13 protein-coding genes are annotated in these 14124 nt (G+C 64.6%); 3 read left to right on the forward strand and 10 right to left on the reverse strand.

The window, feature by feature from the left end:
• Window positions 1–16: 16 nt before the first annotated feature.
• From IVB36_RS02415 to IVB36_RS02455, 9 genes are all read right to left on the reverse strand, one after another.
• Entirely contained in the window at window positions 17–1120 is a 1104-nt protein-coding gene (locus IVB36_RS02415; protein ID WP_247390474.1) for a histidine kinase dimerization/phosphoacceptor domain -containing protein, read from the reverse strand.
• Window positions 1117–1557 (reverse strand): response regulator, encoded by a 441-nt coding sequence (locus tag IVB36_RS02420; protein ID WP_018454485.1) that lies wholly within the window; start codon window positions 1555–1557, stop codon window positions 1117–1119. Before IVB36_RS02420 ends, IVB36_RS02415 begins: the two co-directional genes overlap by 4 nt.
• Window positions 1554–3071 (reverse strand): CHASE3 domain-containing protein, encoded by a 1518-nt coding sequence (locus tag IVB36_RS02425; RefSeq protein ID WP_247390476.1) that lies wholly within the window; start codon window positions 3069–3071, stop codon window positions 1554–1556. The genes IVB36_RS02420 and IVB36_RS02425 overlap by 4 nt, the downstream gene beginning before the upstream one ends.
• Window positions 3072–3177: 106 nt before the next feature.
• Window positions 3178–4536, reverse strand: a complete 1359-nt coding sequence (accC, locus tag IVB36_RS02430; RefSeq protein ID WP_018454483.1) for an acetyl-CoA carboxylase biotin carboxylase subunit — start codon at window positions 4534–4536, stop codon at window positions 3178–3180.
• 60 nt (window positions 4537–4596) lie between these two features.
• On the reverse strand, window positions 4597–5085 hold the full coding sequence (gene accB, locus IVB36_RS02435) for an acetyl-CoA carboxylase biotin carboxyl carrier protein (RefSeq protein WP_247371037.1): 489 nt from the start codon (window positions 5083–5085) through the stop codon (window positions 4597–4599).
• A 36-nt stretch (window positions 5086–5121) separates the two neighbouring features.
• Window positions 5122–5589, reverse strand: coding sequence for a type II 3-dehydroquinate dehydratase (gene aroQ, locus IVB36_RS02440; protein WP_247297418.1), 468 nt, complete (start codon window positions 5587–5589; stop codon window positions 5122–5124).
• A gap of 228 nt (window positions 5590–5817) precedes the next feature.
• On the reverse strand, window positions 5818–6717 hold the full coding sequence (locus IVB36_RS02445; protein WP_247390481.1) for a DUF1236 domain-containing protein: 900 nt from the start codon (window positions 6715–6717) through the stop codon (window positions 5818–5820).
• Window positions 6718–6982: 265 nt separating this feature from the next.
• Entirely contained in the window at window positions 6983–7750 is a 768-nt protein-coding gene (locus IVB36_RS02450; RefSeq protein WP_018454480.1) for a DsbA family protein, read from the reverse strand.
• A 126-nt stretch (window positions 7751–7876) separates the two neighbouring features.
• Complete coding sequence (locus IVB36_RS02455; protein WP_247390484.1) at window positions 7877–9280, reverse strand: M48 family metalloprotease; 1404 nt, start codon at window positions 9278–9280, stop codon at window positions 7877–7879.
• A 234-nt stretch (window positions 9281–9514) separates the two neighbouring features.
• On the opposite strand from IVB36_RS02455, the gene IVB36_RS02460 reads away from it, so the two are divergent.
• From IVB36_RS02460 to IVB36_RS02470, 3 genes are all read left to right on the forward strand, one after another.
• The gene (locus IVB36_RS02460) at window positions 9515–10702 is read left to right on the forward strand and encodes an aminotransferase class I/II-fold pyridoxal phosphate-dependent enzyme (RefSeq protein WP_247390487.1); all 1188 of its coding nucleotides are present in this window, start codon (window positions 9515–9517) and stop codon (window positions 10700–10702) included.
• A gap of 87 nt (window positions 10703–10789) precedes the next feature.
• Window positions 10790–11344, forward strand: a complete 555-nt coding sequence (locus IVB36_RS02465; RefSeq protein ID WP_247390739.1) for a biotin transporter BioY — start codon at window positions 10790–10792, stop codon at window positions 11342–11344.
• Between the two features lie 84 nt (window positions 11345–11428).
• Window positions 11429–12763 (forward strand): dicarboxylate/amino acid:cation symporter, encoded by a 1335-nt coding sequence (locus IVB36_RS02470; protein WP_018454476.1) that lies wholly within the window; start codon window positions 11429–11431, stop codon window positions 12761–12763.
• 92 nt (window positions 12764–12855) lie between these two features.
• On the opposite strand, the gene IVB36_RS02475 is transcribed toward IVB36_RS02470, so the two are convergent.
• Window positions 12856–14088: an FAD-binding oxidoreductase gene (locus IVB36_RS02475; protein WP_247297415.1), complete on the reverse strand. Its 1233-nt coding sequence runs from the start codon at window positions 14086–14088 to the stop codon at window positions 12856–12858.
• Window positions 14089–14124 lie beyond the last annotated feature (36 nt).

Consider the following 14124-nt stretch of genomic DNA (forward strand, 5'->3'; position numbering starts at 1 on the left):
CGATGGGCGGTGCGGATCAGTTCGCTGCGGCAGCAGCCGGCTTGCCGGCGGCAGCCGGGACACGGCGGAACATCAACATGACGCGGGTTCCGGAATGGTTGGGGTCGCGCTCGACCGAAGCGTCGAGCTTGCTGGCCATAGCTGCGACGATACGCTGGCCCATGCCGGTGGAGCGCGGATCGGCCTTGACGTTGTCGCCGACGCCATCGTCGCTGATCGACAGCAGGAGATCGTCGCCCTGCGAGGTCAGCTCCACATGGATCGGGCCGGCGCCGTCAGGGTAGGCGTATTTTACCGCGTTCATCACCAGCTCGTTGACGATGATGCCGACGGCGACTGCACGGTCCGGATCGATCTCGATCGGTTCGGCCTTCAGCGTCAGGCGCGACATCCGGTTGCCCTCGGCCGAGCGGCGCAGATCCTCGAGCAGCGAGTCCAGATACTGGTTCAGGACCACGCTCTTCAGGTCTTGCGAGGTGTAGAGGCGGCGGTGCACTTGCGCGACTGCGGCCACGCGGCCCATCGCATTGGTCAACGCAGCCTTGACCTCGTCCTGCGCGGCGGAGCTGGCCTGCAGGTGCAGGAGGGAGGCGATGATCTGCAGCGAGTTGCCGACGCGGTGGTTGACCTCGCGCAATAGCAGCTCGCGTTCGGCTGCAAGAGCAGCGTAGCGGTCGCGCGAGGCATGGATCTCGGCTTCGGCTTCCTCGCGCGCCTTCTGCAATTCGGCTTGGCGCAGCGCGCCATCGGCCGCGACGTGAAGCAGGGGAATGAAGTCGCCCTTGACGTCCTTGACGAGATAATCGGCCGCGCCCGCCTTCAGCGCCGTCACCGCGATGCTGGAATCCTGCGAGGCCGTGACGAAGACCACCGGCGGCGCGCCCGGGATCGCCATGATCTGCTCCAGCGTTTCCAGTCCGTCGAGGCCGGGCATGTATTGGTCGAGCGCCACCACGTCGATACCGCCGGTCGTGGCCGCGCGGCGGATGTGCTCGAGGCCTTCCTCGCCGCTTGCGGCGTGAACGACCTTGTAGCCGCGCCGTGTCAGGCCGCGATCGACCAAGCGCGCCAGCGCCCCGTCATCGTCGATGTAGAGCAGTGTGGGCGTACCTTGATTCATGGGGCGGCGGGCGGGACCTGGATGACCGAGAAGAACAAGCCGAGCTGCCGGATGGCATTGGCGAAATTCTCGTAGTTCACGGGCTTGGTGATGTAGACGTTGCAGCCGAGCTCGTAGCAGCGTTTGATTTCCTGGGAATCGTCGGTGGTGGTCAGCACCACCACGGGCGAGGCCTTCAGGTATTTGTTCTCCTTGATCTGCTTTAAAATGTCGATCCCGGTCATGTCGGGGAGGTTGAGATCGAGCAGGATCAGGAGCGCATTGCCTTTTTGCACGAGCCCGCTGCCGTCGGGCCCGAACAGGTGCTTCATCGCCTCAGTGCCGTTGGCAAAGGAGATGATCTCGTTGTTGACGCCGGACCTCCGGATGTTCCGCTCGATCAGCCGCGCGTGGCCCTCGTCGTCCTCGATCATGATGATGGTGACGGGTTGAGTCATTGATCCGCGTTCCGGTTGCTGGCGTTCCAGGTGATGGGCAGCGTGATGGTGAACGTGCTGCCCGTATTCATTTCCGATGATACCGACATGGTGCCGCCGAGGCGACGCACAAGTGCACGCACATGCGCAAGACCGATGCCCTGACCGGGCTTGTCCTGGGTTCCGGCGCGGCGAAACAGGTCGAAGATCCGCTGGTGGTCCTTGGCGTCGATGCCGCGGCCGTTATCGCTGATCTCGAAGATAGCGTAGCCGAGCTTGGTGCGCCCGCGGATTCTGATCTCGCCGGGGACGCCGGGCTTGAGATATTTGATGGCGTTGTCGATCAGATTGGAGAAGATCTGCTCCAGCGCCAGGCGGTCGCTGACGAGATCCGGCAGCGGGGCGATGTGGATCTCGGCCTGCGCTTCGGCGGCCTGATGCGCCAGCGTCGACACGATGGCTTCGATCAGCTCGCGCGTGTCGATCTTTTCCGGCTGGAACTCGCGCCGGCCCTCGCGGGTGAGATTGAGGATCGCCGAGATCAGGCGGTCCATCTTGGCGATCGACGACTTGATGAAGCCCAGCGCTTCGGAAAAATCGTCTGACAGCTGCTTGTCCGGACCTTCGAGTGCGATCTCGCCGTCCGGCAACGGCGGCCCGTCGGCCGGGACATGGGTGAGGCTGCCGATACGGCGGAAAATGTCGCCGCCGAGCTCTTCGAGCTCACTGGTGAAGCCCATGATGTTAACGAGTGGCGAGCGCAGATCGTGGCTGACGATATAGGCAAAGCGCTGGATCTCGTTGTTGGCTTCGCGCAGATCGGCCGTGCGTTCGTCGACCACGCCCTCCAGATTGACATTGGCATCGCGCAGGCGCGCCTCGGCATCGTCGCGGGCAAGGGCCGAGCGCCGCACCAGCCAGATCGAGATCAGGGCCAGCAGCACGACGAGGCCGGAGCCGATGCCGGTCATCGACGCGGCCAGGGTCTGGCTGCGGTCCGAATTGACCGTTCGCAGCCGGAATAGCCGTTCCTCCTCCTGAATCATCCCGGTCGCGACATTGGCGATCGCGGCCGTGGTGTCCGTGGAGGCGATCTCGCGGACCAGCGCTGCGGCCTTCTCCGGCTCGCCGCGCCGGATGAAGTCCATCTCCTGCACGAACTGGCCGAGCCTAGTCTCGATCGCCGCGCTCAGCTTCTCGATGCTTTGGCGTTGCTCCGGATTGTCGCCGATCAGGCGCGTGAGCCTGTCGAGAGCCGGGACGATGGCCGCCACGGCCTTGTCATGGTCGACCTTGAAATCCTCGCCTTGTGTCAGAAGGTAACCCCGGGCGGTGCTCTCGGCGCGGCGGATTTCCAGCAGGAGGGCGTTGATCTGGTTCTCCGCCTCGATGGTGTGAATCACCCATTTGCTGTCGTCTCTCGCCTTGTTGACGAGGTAGACGGAGCCGGCGCTGATCACGGTCAGCACCAGGAGACCGGCCGCGAACAGCAGGATCTGCCAGAATCTACGCCGCCGCTGCGCGTCAGCGATCACGACGGTCTCGCTCGATCAGGCTTGCCGGACTTCAAAACGCCCCCTCGGAACTGTCCCCATCGTGCCAAACGCGATTAGGGCCAAAGGGTTCCACGGGAAAGGACGGCTACTTCGGGGCGGGTTCCGCCTTGTTGGCGAGATATTGTTCCAGCCAGTGGATGTGATAGTCGCCGTTGATGATGTCGTCTTCGCGCACCAGAGCGCGGAACAGCGGCAGGGTCGTCTCGATGCCCTCGACCACCATCTCGTCCAGCGCCCGGCGCAGCCGCATCAGGCACTCGCCGCGGGTCTTGCCGTGCACGATCAGCTTGCCGACCAGCGAGTCGTAATAAGGCGGGATCGTATAGCCCTGATAGACTGCGGAATCGATCCGCACGCCGAGCCCCCCGGGCGGGTGATATTGCGTGATGCGGCCGGGCGAAGGACGAAAGGTCTGCGGATTCTCGGCGTTGATGCGGCACTCGATCGCGTGGCCGATGACCTGGACCTCGTCCTGCCTCGCCGGCAGGTCGCCGCCGGCGGCGATGCGGATCTGCTCCAGCACGAGGTCGATGTCGGTGATGCTCTCGGTGACGGGATGCTCGACCTGGATGCGGGTGTTCATCTCGATGAAGTAGAACTCGCCGTCCTCGAACAGGAACTCGATCGTGCCGACGCCGAGATATTTCATCTCGCGCATCGCCTTGGCGCAGGTCTCGCCGATCTTGGCGCGCGCAGCCGCGGTCAGCACGGGCGAGGGGCCTTCCTCCCAGACCTTCTGGTGGCGTCGCTGCAGCGAGCAGTCGCGTTCGCCAAGATGAATCGCGCCGCCGCGGCCGTCGCCGAGGATCTGGATCTCGATGTGACGCGGCTTCTGCAGATATTTCTCGAGGTAGACGGAAGCATCGCCGAAGGCGGATTTGGCCTCGTTGGCGGCCGTCGACAGCGCGACCTGAAGATCGGCCTCGCTCTCGGCCACCTTCATGCCGCGGCCGCCGCCGCCCGCCGCGGCTTTGACCAGCACGGGGAAGCCGATCTTCCTGGCGATCGCCATCGCGTCGTCGTTGGGGCCGACCCCTCCGTCGGAGCCGGGCACCACGGGAATGCCGAGCTTCTTGGCGGTCCTCTTGGCCTCGATTTTGTCGCCCATCAGGCGGATGTGCTCGGCCTTCGGGCCGATGAAATGCAGATTATGCTCAGCGAGGATTTCGGCGAAGCGCGCGTTCTCCGACAGGAAGCCGTAGCCGGGATGCACGGCATCGGCCCCGGTGATCTCGCAGGCCGCGAGCAGCGCGGGCACGTTGAGATAGCTGTCCTTGGAGGCCGGCGGCCCGATGCACACGCTCTCGTCCGACAGGCGCACATGCATGGCGTCGGCGTCGGCGGTTGAATGCACGGCGACGGTCGCGATCCCGAGCTCCTTGCAGGCCCTGAGGATGCGAAGGGCGATCTCGCCGCGATTGGCTATGAGGATCTTGTCGAACATGGTGTCCTTATTGGACTGACGCGCGGAAAGCGGCGAGGGCGATGAGACCGCCCTCGAACGTCACTCAATGATCACGAGCGGCTCGCCGTACTCGACCGGCTGGCCGTCCTCGATCACGATCTGCGTCACCGTGCCGGCGCGCGGCGAGGGGATCTGGTTCATGGTCTTCATGGCTTCGATGATCAGCAGCGTCTGGCCGACCGAGACCTTGCTGCCGACCTCGATGAACGGCTTGGCGCCGGGCTCCGGCGCCCAATAGGCGGTGCCGACCATCGGCGAGGTCACGGCGCCGGGATGCTTCGACAGGTCGGCAGCGGCAGGCGCGGCGGCAGCTGCGGCCGCCGGGAGCGCGGCGGGGGCAGCTGGCATCTGCATCGGCATGGTCGCGGCGACGCTGATATTGCGGGCGACGCGCAGGCGCAGGCCGGCACGCTCGATCTCGATTTCGGTGAGGCTGGTCTCATCGAGCAGCAAGGCGAGCTCGCGGACGAGGGCAGAATCCTCGCTGGAAAACTTTGCGGCTGCTTTGTCGTCTGGCTGGCGCGCCATGTTGTTTGATCCGAATGTTCTGTGTGAAGGGGAGCGTCAGGCTTTGGGCTTGAGGCCGAGCTTGGCGGCAAGGCCCTGGATGGCGAGGCGATAGCCCTCGACGCCGAAACCGCAGAGGGAGGCGAAGGCCGCGCGCGCGGTGTAGGAGTGATGACGGAAATTCTCGCGGGCGTGGATGTTGGTGACGTGCACTTCGACCGTCGGGATCTGCACCGCGAGCAGCGCGTCGTGCAGCGCGATCGACGTGTGCGAATAGCCGCCGGCATTGATGATGATGCCCTTCATCTTGCGGGCGTGTGCCTCGTGGATGAAGTCGATCAGCTCGCCTTCGCGGTTGGACTGCCGGCAGTCGGCCTTGAGGCCGAACGTCGCCGCCGTCTCCCGGCACAGCGCCTCGACGTCGGCCAGCGACGCATGCCCGTACTTCTCGGGCTCGCGCGTCCCCAACATGTTGAGGTTCGGCCCGTTCAGGACAAGGATCGTGTCGGTTGCTGGTTCGGCCATTCCAATCCCGCAAGAGCTGCTTCAGCGTGGCGGGGGTTATAGGTAACAAAGCGCGTGAGGGGAAGCCTTGAAGGACCTTCGAGGTGGCTTCAGATACCTCATCCGGGGTGCAAAAATCTGTGTGGAAGCTACGGAAATTGCTTGTTAACCAGTCCGAAGCATGGCGGCCGGCCGAACGGCAAAGGGGCGGGCATTGCTGCCCGCCCCCGATGGTTGCCGGGTATCGTCTTACGTGTTCAGGACAGCCACGATCTCATAGGTGTCCGGATTCACGATCACGATCTCATCCTTGACCAGGACGTAGCGATAGGTCCGCCATTCCGGATAGATCGTCACGACGCGGGACGGCAGGGTGTGCAGCTCAATACCCTCGCGCGGAATGCGGGTGCCGACCGAGATCGAGAAGTTCACGTTGGTCACCGGACGCACGTGCTCCTTGCGGATCACCGAGGTGATCTGCGTGCGTTGCTCGGTCGAGAGCTTGGCGCCCGCGCCGGCCTGACCGACCGTCGTGTTGGTGTTGCTCTGACCCTGCGCGTTCTGGTTGGAGCTGGTGCCGGTCTGACCCTGCGCGTTCTGGTTGGTGCTGGTGCCGGTCTGGCCCTGAGCGTTCTGGTTGGTGCGCGTCTCGGTACCCTTCTGGTTCTCGGCATTGTTGGTGCTGCTGGTGCCGCTCTTGGCGCCCTCAGCCTTCATGTCCTTCTGGTCCTTGGCGCCGGACTTGCTCGTGTCCTGGCTCATGCTCTTGGACTTGTCCTGCTGACCCTGCGCGCGTTCGTCGGTGTGCTGGCCCTTGGTGGCGCCGGATTTGTCCTCAGCCGCGTTCTTGTTCATCTCGCGGCCGGAGTGCTCGTCCTTTGTTGCGCCGGAGGATTTGTCCTCGGCGGACGTGCCGGACTTCATGCTGCTGGAGCCGCCGGCCTGGCCGACGGTGCCCTTCTCATGGGCGGATTCCTTACCCATCGAGCCGCCGCGTTCGGCGGCGCCGCCGGAGGGCTGCGAATGCTGCGTCTGCGCACCACCGGCGCCGCCACCGCTGTCGCGGTTCATGGTGCCCTGTGCGTTCGCCAGACCGGTGCCCGCGACGAGCGCGAGTGTGGCAACCGAGATCATAAAGCGGTTAGACATGGAATTCTCCTCACGGGTTCATTTGCGTCATTGCCCGCGCCGACAACGAAAGGAGATTTGAGTTGTTCCGGAACTTCGGTGGTTCCGAGGCTTTTGTTTGTTGAATGCCAGATGAATGCGCGCGCCAAATTTCGGCGCAATGAAAAGGCCGGCTTTTCAGCCGGCCTTTTGCATGCGTGAAGTTGTAGAGCAGATCGCTGATCAGTCAGATCGCTGATCAGCAAGTCGCCTTGTTAGCAAGTCGCCTTGTTAGCAGGTCGCCTTTTTAACAGGTCGCCTTGCCGCAGCGGGCCACAGCGATCTTTTCCTTCAGGCTATCGACGCCGACGGCGCCGACAACGATCTGCTTGCCGATCACGTAGCTCGGCGTGCCGTTCATGCCCATTGCTTCGGCGAGCTTGAAGTTCTCCTCGATGGTGCTGCGCACCTCGGCGCTGCCGATGTCCTTCTCGATTCGAGCGGTGTCGAGGCCAGCTTCCTTGGCCGCCTGAAGTGCGCGCGCCTTGTCGGCCGCGCCACGACCGCCGAGCAGCTTCTGGTGGAAGTCGAGGTACTTCTTGCCGGAGGGATCCTGCATGCGCACCGCGACGGCGACCTGGGCCGCTTCGACCGAGCCCTGGCTCAGTACCGGAAACTCCTTCAGCACCACCTTCAGCTTCGGATCGGCCTTCATGAGGGTGAGCATGTCGTCCATCGCGCGCTTGCAGTAGCCGCAATTGTAGTCGAAGAACTCGACGAAGGTGACGTCGCCGTCCTTGTTGCCGAGCACGACCTGGCGCGGTGAGTTGAAGATCGCATCGGAATTCTGCGCGACGCTGGCCTCGTGTTTTTGCGTCTCCGCCGCGGCCTGGCGCTTGGTGAGCTCGGTCATCGCTTCCTCGAGCACCTCGGGATGGGTGACGAGATAGTTCTTGATGATCGCCTCGATGTCCGTGCGCTGGGCATCGGAGAAGCTGTCGGCCGACGCGGGCGCGGCTGCGCCGAACATGGCGAGCGCAAACAGCGCGGGAGCAAGCAGGCGCAGCGAAGGCATAGGCAAATCCTCTTATCCAAAGCAGGTTTCGGAAAAAGTCCCGGCGGACTTAAGCTCGGTGTCGTGACGTCGTTTCGTAAGGCGTCGTGGCGTAAGGCGTCGTCTTGTAAGATCGTCTTGGTCTTGTCAGTTGCGCGGCGGTTTCGACGCCACGATGTCGTCGGCCTTGACCCATCCGGGCGTGCCGACGGCGAAACGGGTTTTCGCGCGCGTCGCAAGCTCGCGGGCGGTCTTGTTGTCGCCGCGCAGATAGGCGGCCTGCGCCGACGCCAGATCCGCCTCGGCATAGTCGCCTTTCCGGCCATACGCCATCGCGAGCTGCATGTAGCCGAGCACGGCCTCCGGTTCCCGTGCGACCGCGGCCCGGAGAATCCGAACGGCGTCATCGGTGTAGGCCTTATTATCGGACCCAACCAGAGCCTGCCCAAGTAACATCTCGATGAGGGGCGCGTTGTTCGAAAGTGCGACAGCCTTGCGCAGGGCCGGGATCGCCTCCGCCGGCTTGCCGCCCTCCAGCAGCGCCTGGCCGCGCACCTCGTAAAAATACGCGTTGTTGGGCTGGACCTGGATCAGCGCGTCGATCTGGGTGAGCGCGCTGCGCAAATCCCCGTGCAGATAGGTGCTGATGGCGCGGGCATAGCGCGCCGGCATGCTGTCGTTGGTCAGGGGATAGCGGCGGTACACCGTTTCCGGCCGCTCCATGAAGGCGGAGATCTTGGCGCGCACCATGTCGTGGCGCAGCTGGAGCGCGGGATCGTCCTTTTTGTCCCAATAAGGGCTGGCGCTGGCGAACTCCTGCAGTGAAGCGACGCGCTCGGCGGGCATCGGGTGCGACTGGAGATAGGGATCGGCGCCGCGCGCCGCGAACAGGCTCTCGCTGGTGAAGCGCTTGAAGGTTTCGTACATGCCCCTGGGCGACTGCTGGGTCGCTGTCAGGAATTTCACGCCGGCGCGGTCGGCGTTCTCCTCCTGCTGGCGCTGATAGGACAGCAGCGTCCGGCGGATCATCTCCTGCGGGCCGGCGAGGGCGGCGGCTCCTGCATTGGCAAGGCCATTGTTACCGGCGCTGCCGCTGCCGCGGGTGCTGCCCACGGCCATCGCGCCGGCGCCGAGCAGCATGGCGATGATCATCTGCGTCTGCGCGTTGGCGAGCTGCTCGCGCAGCTTGGACAAATGGCCGCCGGCCAGATGCCCGGTCTCGTGCGCGAGCACGCCGATGATCTGGTTTGGCGTTTCCGACTGGAGGATCGCGCCGTAATTGACGAAGATGCGGCGGCCATCGGCGACGAACGCGTTGAACGAGCCCTCGTTGACGATCACCATCTGGATGTTCTGCTTCTCCAGGCCGGCGACGCGCAGGATCGGGCGGGTGTATTCGCGCAGCAGCTGCTCGGTTTCGGTGTCGCGCAGGACCGGCGGCCCCTTGGCCTGCGCATGCGCGGCCGAGAACGGCGTCAGCGCGATCGCAGCCGCCGCGAGGAGGGAGATGAGGGCGGTGGCCTTCTTGCGCAATGCGATCTGGAACAACATCAAGCGGTCTGGGTCAAACGGTCTTATCAGCAGGCTGGTCAAGCATTCTTGGTCGAGCAGTCTTGATCGAGCAGTTTCGTGATTGGTTTTGGCGATTGGCGGCGGACCGGATACGCGATATGCCCTTTTGAGCCGTTCCCCTTATGAGCCGTACAATGCGGCCAGTCTGGGGCGCAAGCACCCCGTTTTTCCCGGGTCGGACGGATCGGCCCCGCCAGCGAATAGCAGAAATCGATGCACGATGCGACCTTGAGGAACCGGTTGGGGCAGTGGCTCGCGCCCTCCCGCCGCAGCGATGTTCCCCCGTTCATGGTGATGGACGTGATGGCCGCGGCGGCCCGAATCGAGGCGGCCGGGGGCCATGTCATCCACATGGAGGTTGGCCAGCCCGCCGCCGGCGCGCCTAAGACCGCGATTGCAGCCGCCCATGTGGCGCTCGAGGCCGGGCGGATCGACTATACCTCAGCGCTCGGCATCCCCTCCTTGCGCGAGCGCATCGCGCGGCATTATCGCGATGCCTATGGCTGTGACGTCAGCCCCGAGCGGGTCGTAGTGACCACCGGCTCCTCCGGCGGGTTCATTCTGGCTTTCCTGGCGATGTTTGAGCCGGGCGACCGCGTTGCCGTGACGGTGCCGGGTTATCCGCCGTACCGTCATATCCTTACCGCGCTCGGCTGCGAGCCGGTGCTGATCGAGACCACGAACGAGACCCGCCATGCGCTGACGGGCGAGGCGCTGCTGGCCGCCCATCGCAAGGCGCCGCTGAAGGGCGTGCTGGTCGGCAGTCCCGCCAATCCGACCGGGACGATGATGTCCCGCGAGGCGCTCGCCGGCCTGATCGCTGCGGCGGAAGACGCCGGCATCCGTTTCATCTCGGACGAGATCTATCATGGGCTCGACTACGCGTTTCCCGCCGTGACGGCTGCGGCGCTGTCGGACCACGCGCTCGTGATCAACTCGTTCTCGAAGTATTTCTGCATGACGGGCTGGCGCGTCGGCTGGATGGTCGTGCCCGAGATTCTGGTGCGGCCGATCGAGCGGCTGCAGCAGAACCTGTCGATCTCGGTGCCGTCGCTGTCGCAGATCGCGGCCGAAGCGGCCTTCGACGGCGCGGCCGAGATGGAGGAGATCAAGCACGGCTATCAGGAAAACCGGCGCATCCTGATCGAGGGATTGCCCAAGGCCGGCCTGACCAGATTTCTGCCGGCCGACGGCGCGTTCTATCTCTATGCGGACGTCTCGGATTTCACCTCCGACAGTTTCGAGTTCGCCAAGCAGATGCTCGAACAGGCCCATGTCGCGGTCACGCCGGGCCTCGACTTCGATCCCATCCATGGTCGTTCATTCATACGGCTCTCTTATGCGCGTTCGGCTGCGGAGATGCGGGAAGCAGTTGACCGGATCGCCCACTGGCTTAAATAGCCGCCAGTTTTCGCCAGCCTTCTGGAGTGCAACTTGTCTGACCGTTCCGTCCCCTCTACCGCCACGCATTCTCCTCTCGCCGCATTGATGTGGCCGATCCGGCCGGGTGAAACCGTCGGCGCCTTGCGCGCTGTCGTGCTGATTGCGCTCGGCACCGCCTTAATGGCGCTGTCAGCCAAGGTGAACCTGCCGCTGCCTTACGTGCCCATGACATTGCAGACGCTGGTCGTGTTGATGATCGGCGCCGCCTATGGCTGGCGGCTTGGCAGCGCAACCATGATCGCCTACCTCGCCGAGGGTGCAATGGGCCTGCCGGTGTTCGCCGGCCCTGTCGGTGGAATTGCACCGCTGGTGGGCCCGACCGCGGGCTATCTGTTCGGCTTCATTGGCGCCGCCTTCGTCACCGGCTGGCTCGCCGAGCGCGGCTGGGATCGCAGCGTAACGCTGCTGTTTGCGGCCATGGCGGCCGGCCACATCCTCATTCTGGCCGCGGGCTTTCGCTGGCTGGCCTTCGGTCTCGGCCTGGGTGCCGCAAAGGCGTGGCAGGTCGGCCTGATGCCGTTCGTTGCGGCGTCGCTGGTCAAGAACGCGCTGGGCGCGACGTTGATGCCGGCGATACGCCGGGTGGTCGATCGCGGGTAAAGCGCGCAATATCGAGCAGTTCCGATTGACAGGGCCGGCCAAGTTGATCTTGGCTGGCCTGGCGTTTTGAGGGGGAGTGAAACAATGACGACGACAACGATGGTGGGGGCGCCGGTCGCGCCGCCCGCCGCCAAGCCGTGGTACAAGGTACTTTATATCCAGGTGCTGATCGCGATCGTGCTCGGCGCCATCGTCGGCTGGCTCTGGCCGTCGGTCGCCACCAATGAGTGGATCAAGGCACTCGGCGACGGCTTCATCAAGCTGATCAAGATGGTGATCGCGCCGATCATCTTCTGCACCGTTGTCTCGGGCATCGCCCATATCCAGGACGCCAAGAAGGTCGGCCGCATCGGCGTCAAGGCGCTGGTCTATTTCGAGATCGTCTCGACCTTCGCACTGGTGATCGGCCTAGTCATCGGCAATCTGGTGAAGCCGGGTGCGGGCTTCGGCGGTGCCGCCGCCAATGCGCAGGCCGTCGCCAACTACGCCAAGCAGGCCGAAGGCCAGAAGTCGGTCGACTTCGTGCTGCACATAATTCCGGACACCGTCGTCGGCGCCTTCGCGCAAGGCGAGATCCTGCAGGTGCTGCTGTTTTCGGTGCTGTTCGGCTTCGCCATCATGGGGCTCGGTGAACGCGGCCACACCATCCGCTCGTTCATCGACGACGCCGCGCATGCGGTGTTCGGCGTCATCTCCATCGTGATGCGCGCAGCCCCGATCGGTGCCTTCGGCGCGATGGCCTACACCATCGGCAAGTTCGGCACCGGGGCGATCCTCAACCTGGTCGGCCTGATCGCGACGTTCTACCTGACCGCGGCGCTGTTCGTATTCGTCGTGCTCGGAATCATCGCGCGCTTCGCCGGCTTCTCCATCTTTAAGTTCCTCGCCTACATCAAGGACGAGCTGCTGATTGTGCTCGGCACCTCGTCCTCGGAAAGCGCGTTGCCGTCCTTGATGGAAAAGCTCGAGCGCCTCGGCTGCTCCAAGTCGGTGGTCGGCCTCGTGGTGCCCACGGGCTATTCGTTCAATCTTGACGGCACCAACATCTACATGACGCTGGCGACGCTGTTCATCGCGCAGGCGCTGGGCTTCGATCTCACCTTCGGCCAGCAGCTCACCATCCTGGTGGTGGCGATGCTGACCTCGAAGGGCGCCTCCGGCATCACGGGCGCGGGCTTCATCACGCTGGCGGCGACGCTCGCCGTGGTCGATCCGCGCCTCGTGCCGGGCATGGCGATCGTGCTCGGCATCGACAAGTTCATGAGCGAGTGCCGCGCGCTGACCAATCTGTGCGGCAATGGCGTTGCCTGCGTGATCGTCGCCTGGTGGGAGGGCGAGCTCGATCGCGACAAGCTCAACGCCAACCTCGCCCGGCAGATCGATCCGACCGACATGGAAACGGCGGTCACGACGGATTGATCTGCATGTGACGGTGCCGAGCGCCGTCAGATGTTGAAATAATAGGGCTGGTCGAGATCCTCGATCAGCCCTTTTTCTTTCGCTGCGAGGGCTTAGAACCGCTCCGGCCGGTACGGCGTGGGATCGATCGCGGGCGTTTTGCCGCTCATCATCTCCGCGAGCAGGCGGCCGGTCGCGGGTCCAAGCGTAAAGCCCTGGTGGCCGTGGCCGAAGTTCATCCAGAGGCCGGCATGGCGTGGGGCAGGGCCGAGCACCGGCAGCATGTCGGGCGTGCAGGGGCGGGTGCCGAACCATGGGTCGGGCTCGACCCGCTTGCCGAGGTCGATCAGCTCGCGCGCGGAAGCTTCCGCGCTGGCGAGCTGCACGGGCGTTGCGAGCGCGTCCAGGCCGGTCAGCTCCGCGCCGGTGGTGATGCGGATACCCTTCGCCATCGGACCCATGGCGTAGCCACCGGCCTTGTCGACCAGCGGCAGATCGAGCGAGGCGCCGCCGCTGTAATGCATGTGGTAGCCGCGCTTGCGCACCAGCGGGATGCGATAGCCGAATTTGAGCAGGAGATCGGGCGACCACGGCCCGAGCGTCACGACGGCGTGGGCGGCGTCGACGCGCCCATGGTCTGTCTTGACCGACCAGCCGGTGGCGGTCTGATGAAGGCTTTGGGCATCACCGAGCACGATGGTGCCGCCGAGGCGCTCGAACAGATCGGCATAGGCCGTGACCAGCGCGCCGGGATCGGACACGGTCCAGGTGTCGAGCCAATGGATCGCGCCGGGCAGGTCGTCGCGCAGGACAGGTTCGGCCTTGGCGAGCTCGGCGCCCGAGAGCGCACGAAACCTCACGCCGAATTCGCGCTGGTCTTCTTCCGCCGCCTTGACGGCGAGATCGAACGAAGCTGCGTCGCGATGCAGGTGCCGGTATCCCGCGCGGCGGATCAGATTGTCGGCGTGGGCTTCGCGAATGAGGATGTCGTGCTCCGCCGTCGCGTAGGCGATCAGCCGCGCCCAGGCGTCGATCGCCTCACGATGCCGCTTCGGCGCCGAATGCCACCAATAGCGAAGCAGGGGCTCGATATGGAGATGAAGCGAAGACAGGCTGTAACGCACGTCGTTGGTGCGGCCGGTCGCGATCTTCAGGAGCGTGGCGAGGTCGCGCGGCATCGGGTAGGGGCGCACCGCTTCCGCCTGGATCATGCCGGCATTGCCGTAGCTGGTCTCTCGGCCCGGCTCTCTGCGGTCGATCAGCGTGACGGACCAGCCACGCTGCTGCAGGTGCAGCGCCGCGCTGACGCCGATCATGCCGCCGCCGAGGACGATCGCGCTTTGCATTGAACTGACCTCGCCAAATCAAAACCGCCCGGTTTG

The organism is Bradyrhizobium sp. 35 (assembly GCF_023073215.1).
Taxonomy (GTDB): Bacteria; Pseudomonadota; Alphaproteobacteria; order Rhizobiales; family Xanthobacteraceae; genus Bradyrhizobium; species Bradyrhizobium canariense_D.

Bases quoted from the DNA above. Each gene is read 5' to 3' on its own strand.
- IVB36_RS02415 (WP_247390474.1), bottom strand. From the start codon at position 1,120: ATGAATCAAGGTACGCCCACACTGCTCTACATCGACGATGACGGGGCG.
- IVB36_RS02420 (WP_018454485.1), bottom strand. From the start codon at position 1,557: ATGACTCAACCCGTCACCATCATCATGATCGAGGACGACGAGGGCCAC.
- accC (WP_018454483.1), bottom strand. From the start codon at position 4,536: ATGTTCGACAAGATCCTCATAGCCAATCGCGGCGAGATCGCCCTTCGC.
- accB (WP_247371037.1), bottom strand. From the start codon at position 5,085: ATGGCGCGCCAGCCAGACGACAAAGCAGCCGCAAAGTTTTCCAGCGAG.
- aroQ (WP_247297418.1), bottom strand. From the start codon at position 5,589: ATGGCCGAACCAGCAACCGACACGATCCTTGTCCTGAACGGGCCGAAC.
- IVB36_RS02445 (WP_247390481.1), bottom strand. From the start codon at position 6,717: ATGTCTAACCGCTTTATGATCTCGGTTGCCACACTCGCGCTCGTCGCG.
- IVB36_RS02450 (WP_018454480.1), bottom strand. From the start codon at position 7,750: ATGCCTTCGCTGCGCCTGCTTGCTCCCGCGCTGTTTGCGCTCGCCATG.
- IVB36_RS02455 (WP_247390484.1), bottom strand. From the start codon at position 9,280: ATGTTGTTCCAGATCGCATTGCGCAAGAAGGCCACCGCCCTCATCTCC.
- IVB36_RS02460 (WP_247390487.1), top strand. From the start codon at position 9,515: ATGCACGATGCGACCTTGAGGAACCGGTTGGGGCAGTGGCTCGCGCCC.
- IVB36_RS02465 (WP_247390739.1), top strand. From the start codon at position 10,790: ATGTGGCCGATCCGGCCGGGTGAAACCGTCGGCGCCTTGCGCGCTGTC.
- IVB36_RS02470 (WP_018454476.1), top strand. From the start codon at position 11,429: ATGACGACGACAACGATGGTGGGGGCGCCGGTCGCGCCGCCCGCCGCC.
- IVB36_RS02475 (WP_247297415.1), bottom strand. From the start codon at position 14,088: ATGCAAAGCGCGATCGTCCTCGGCGGCGGCATGATCGGCGTCAGCGCG.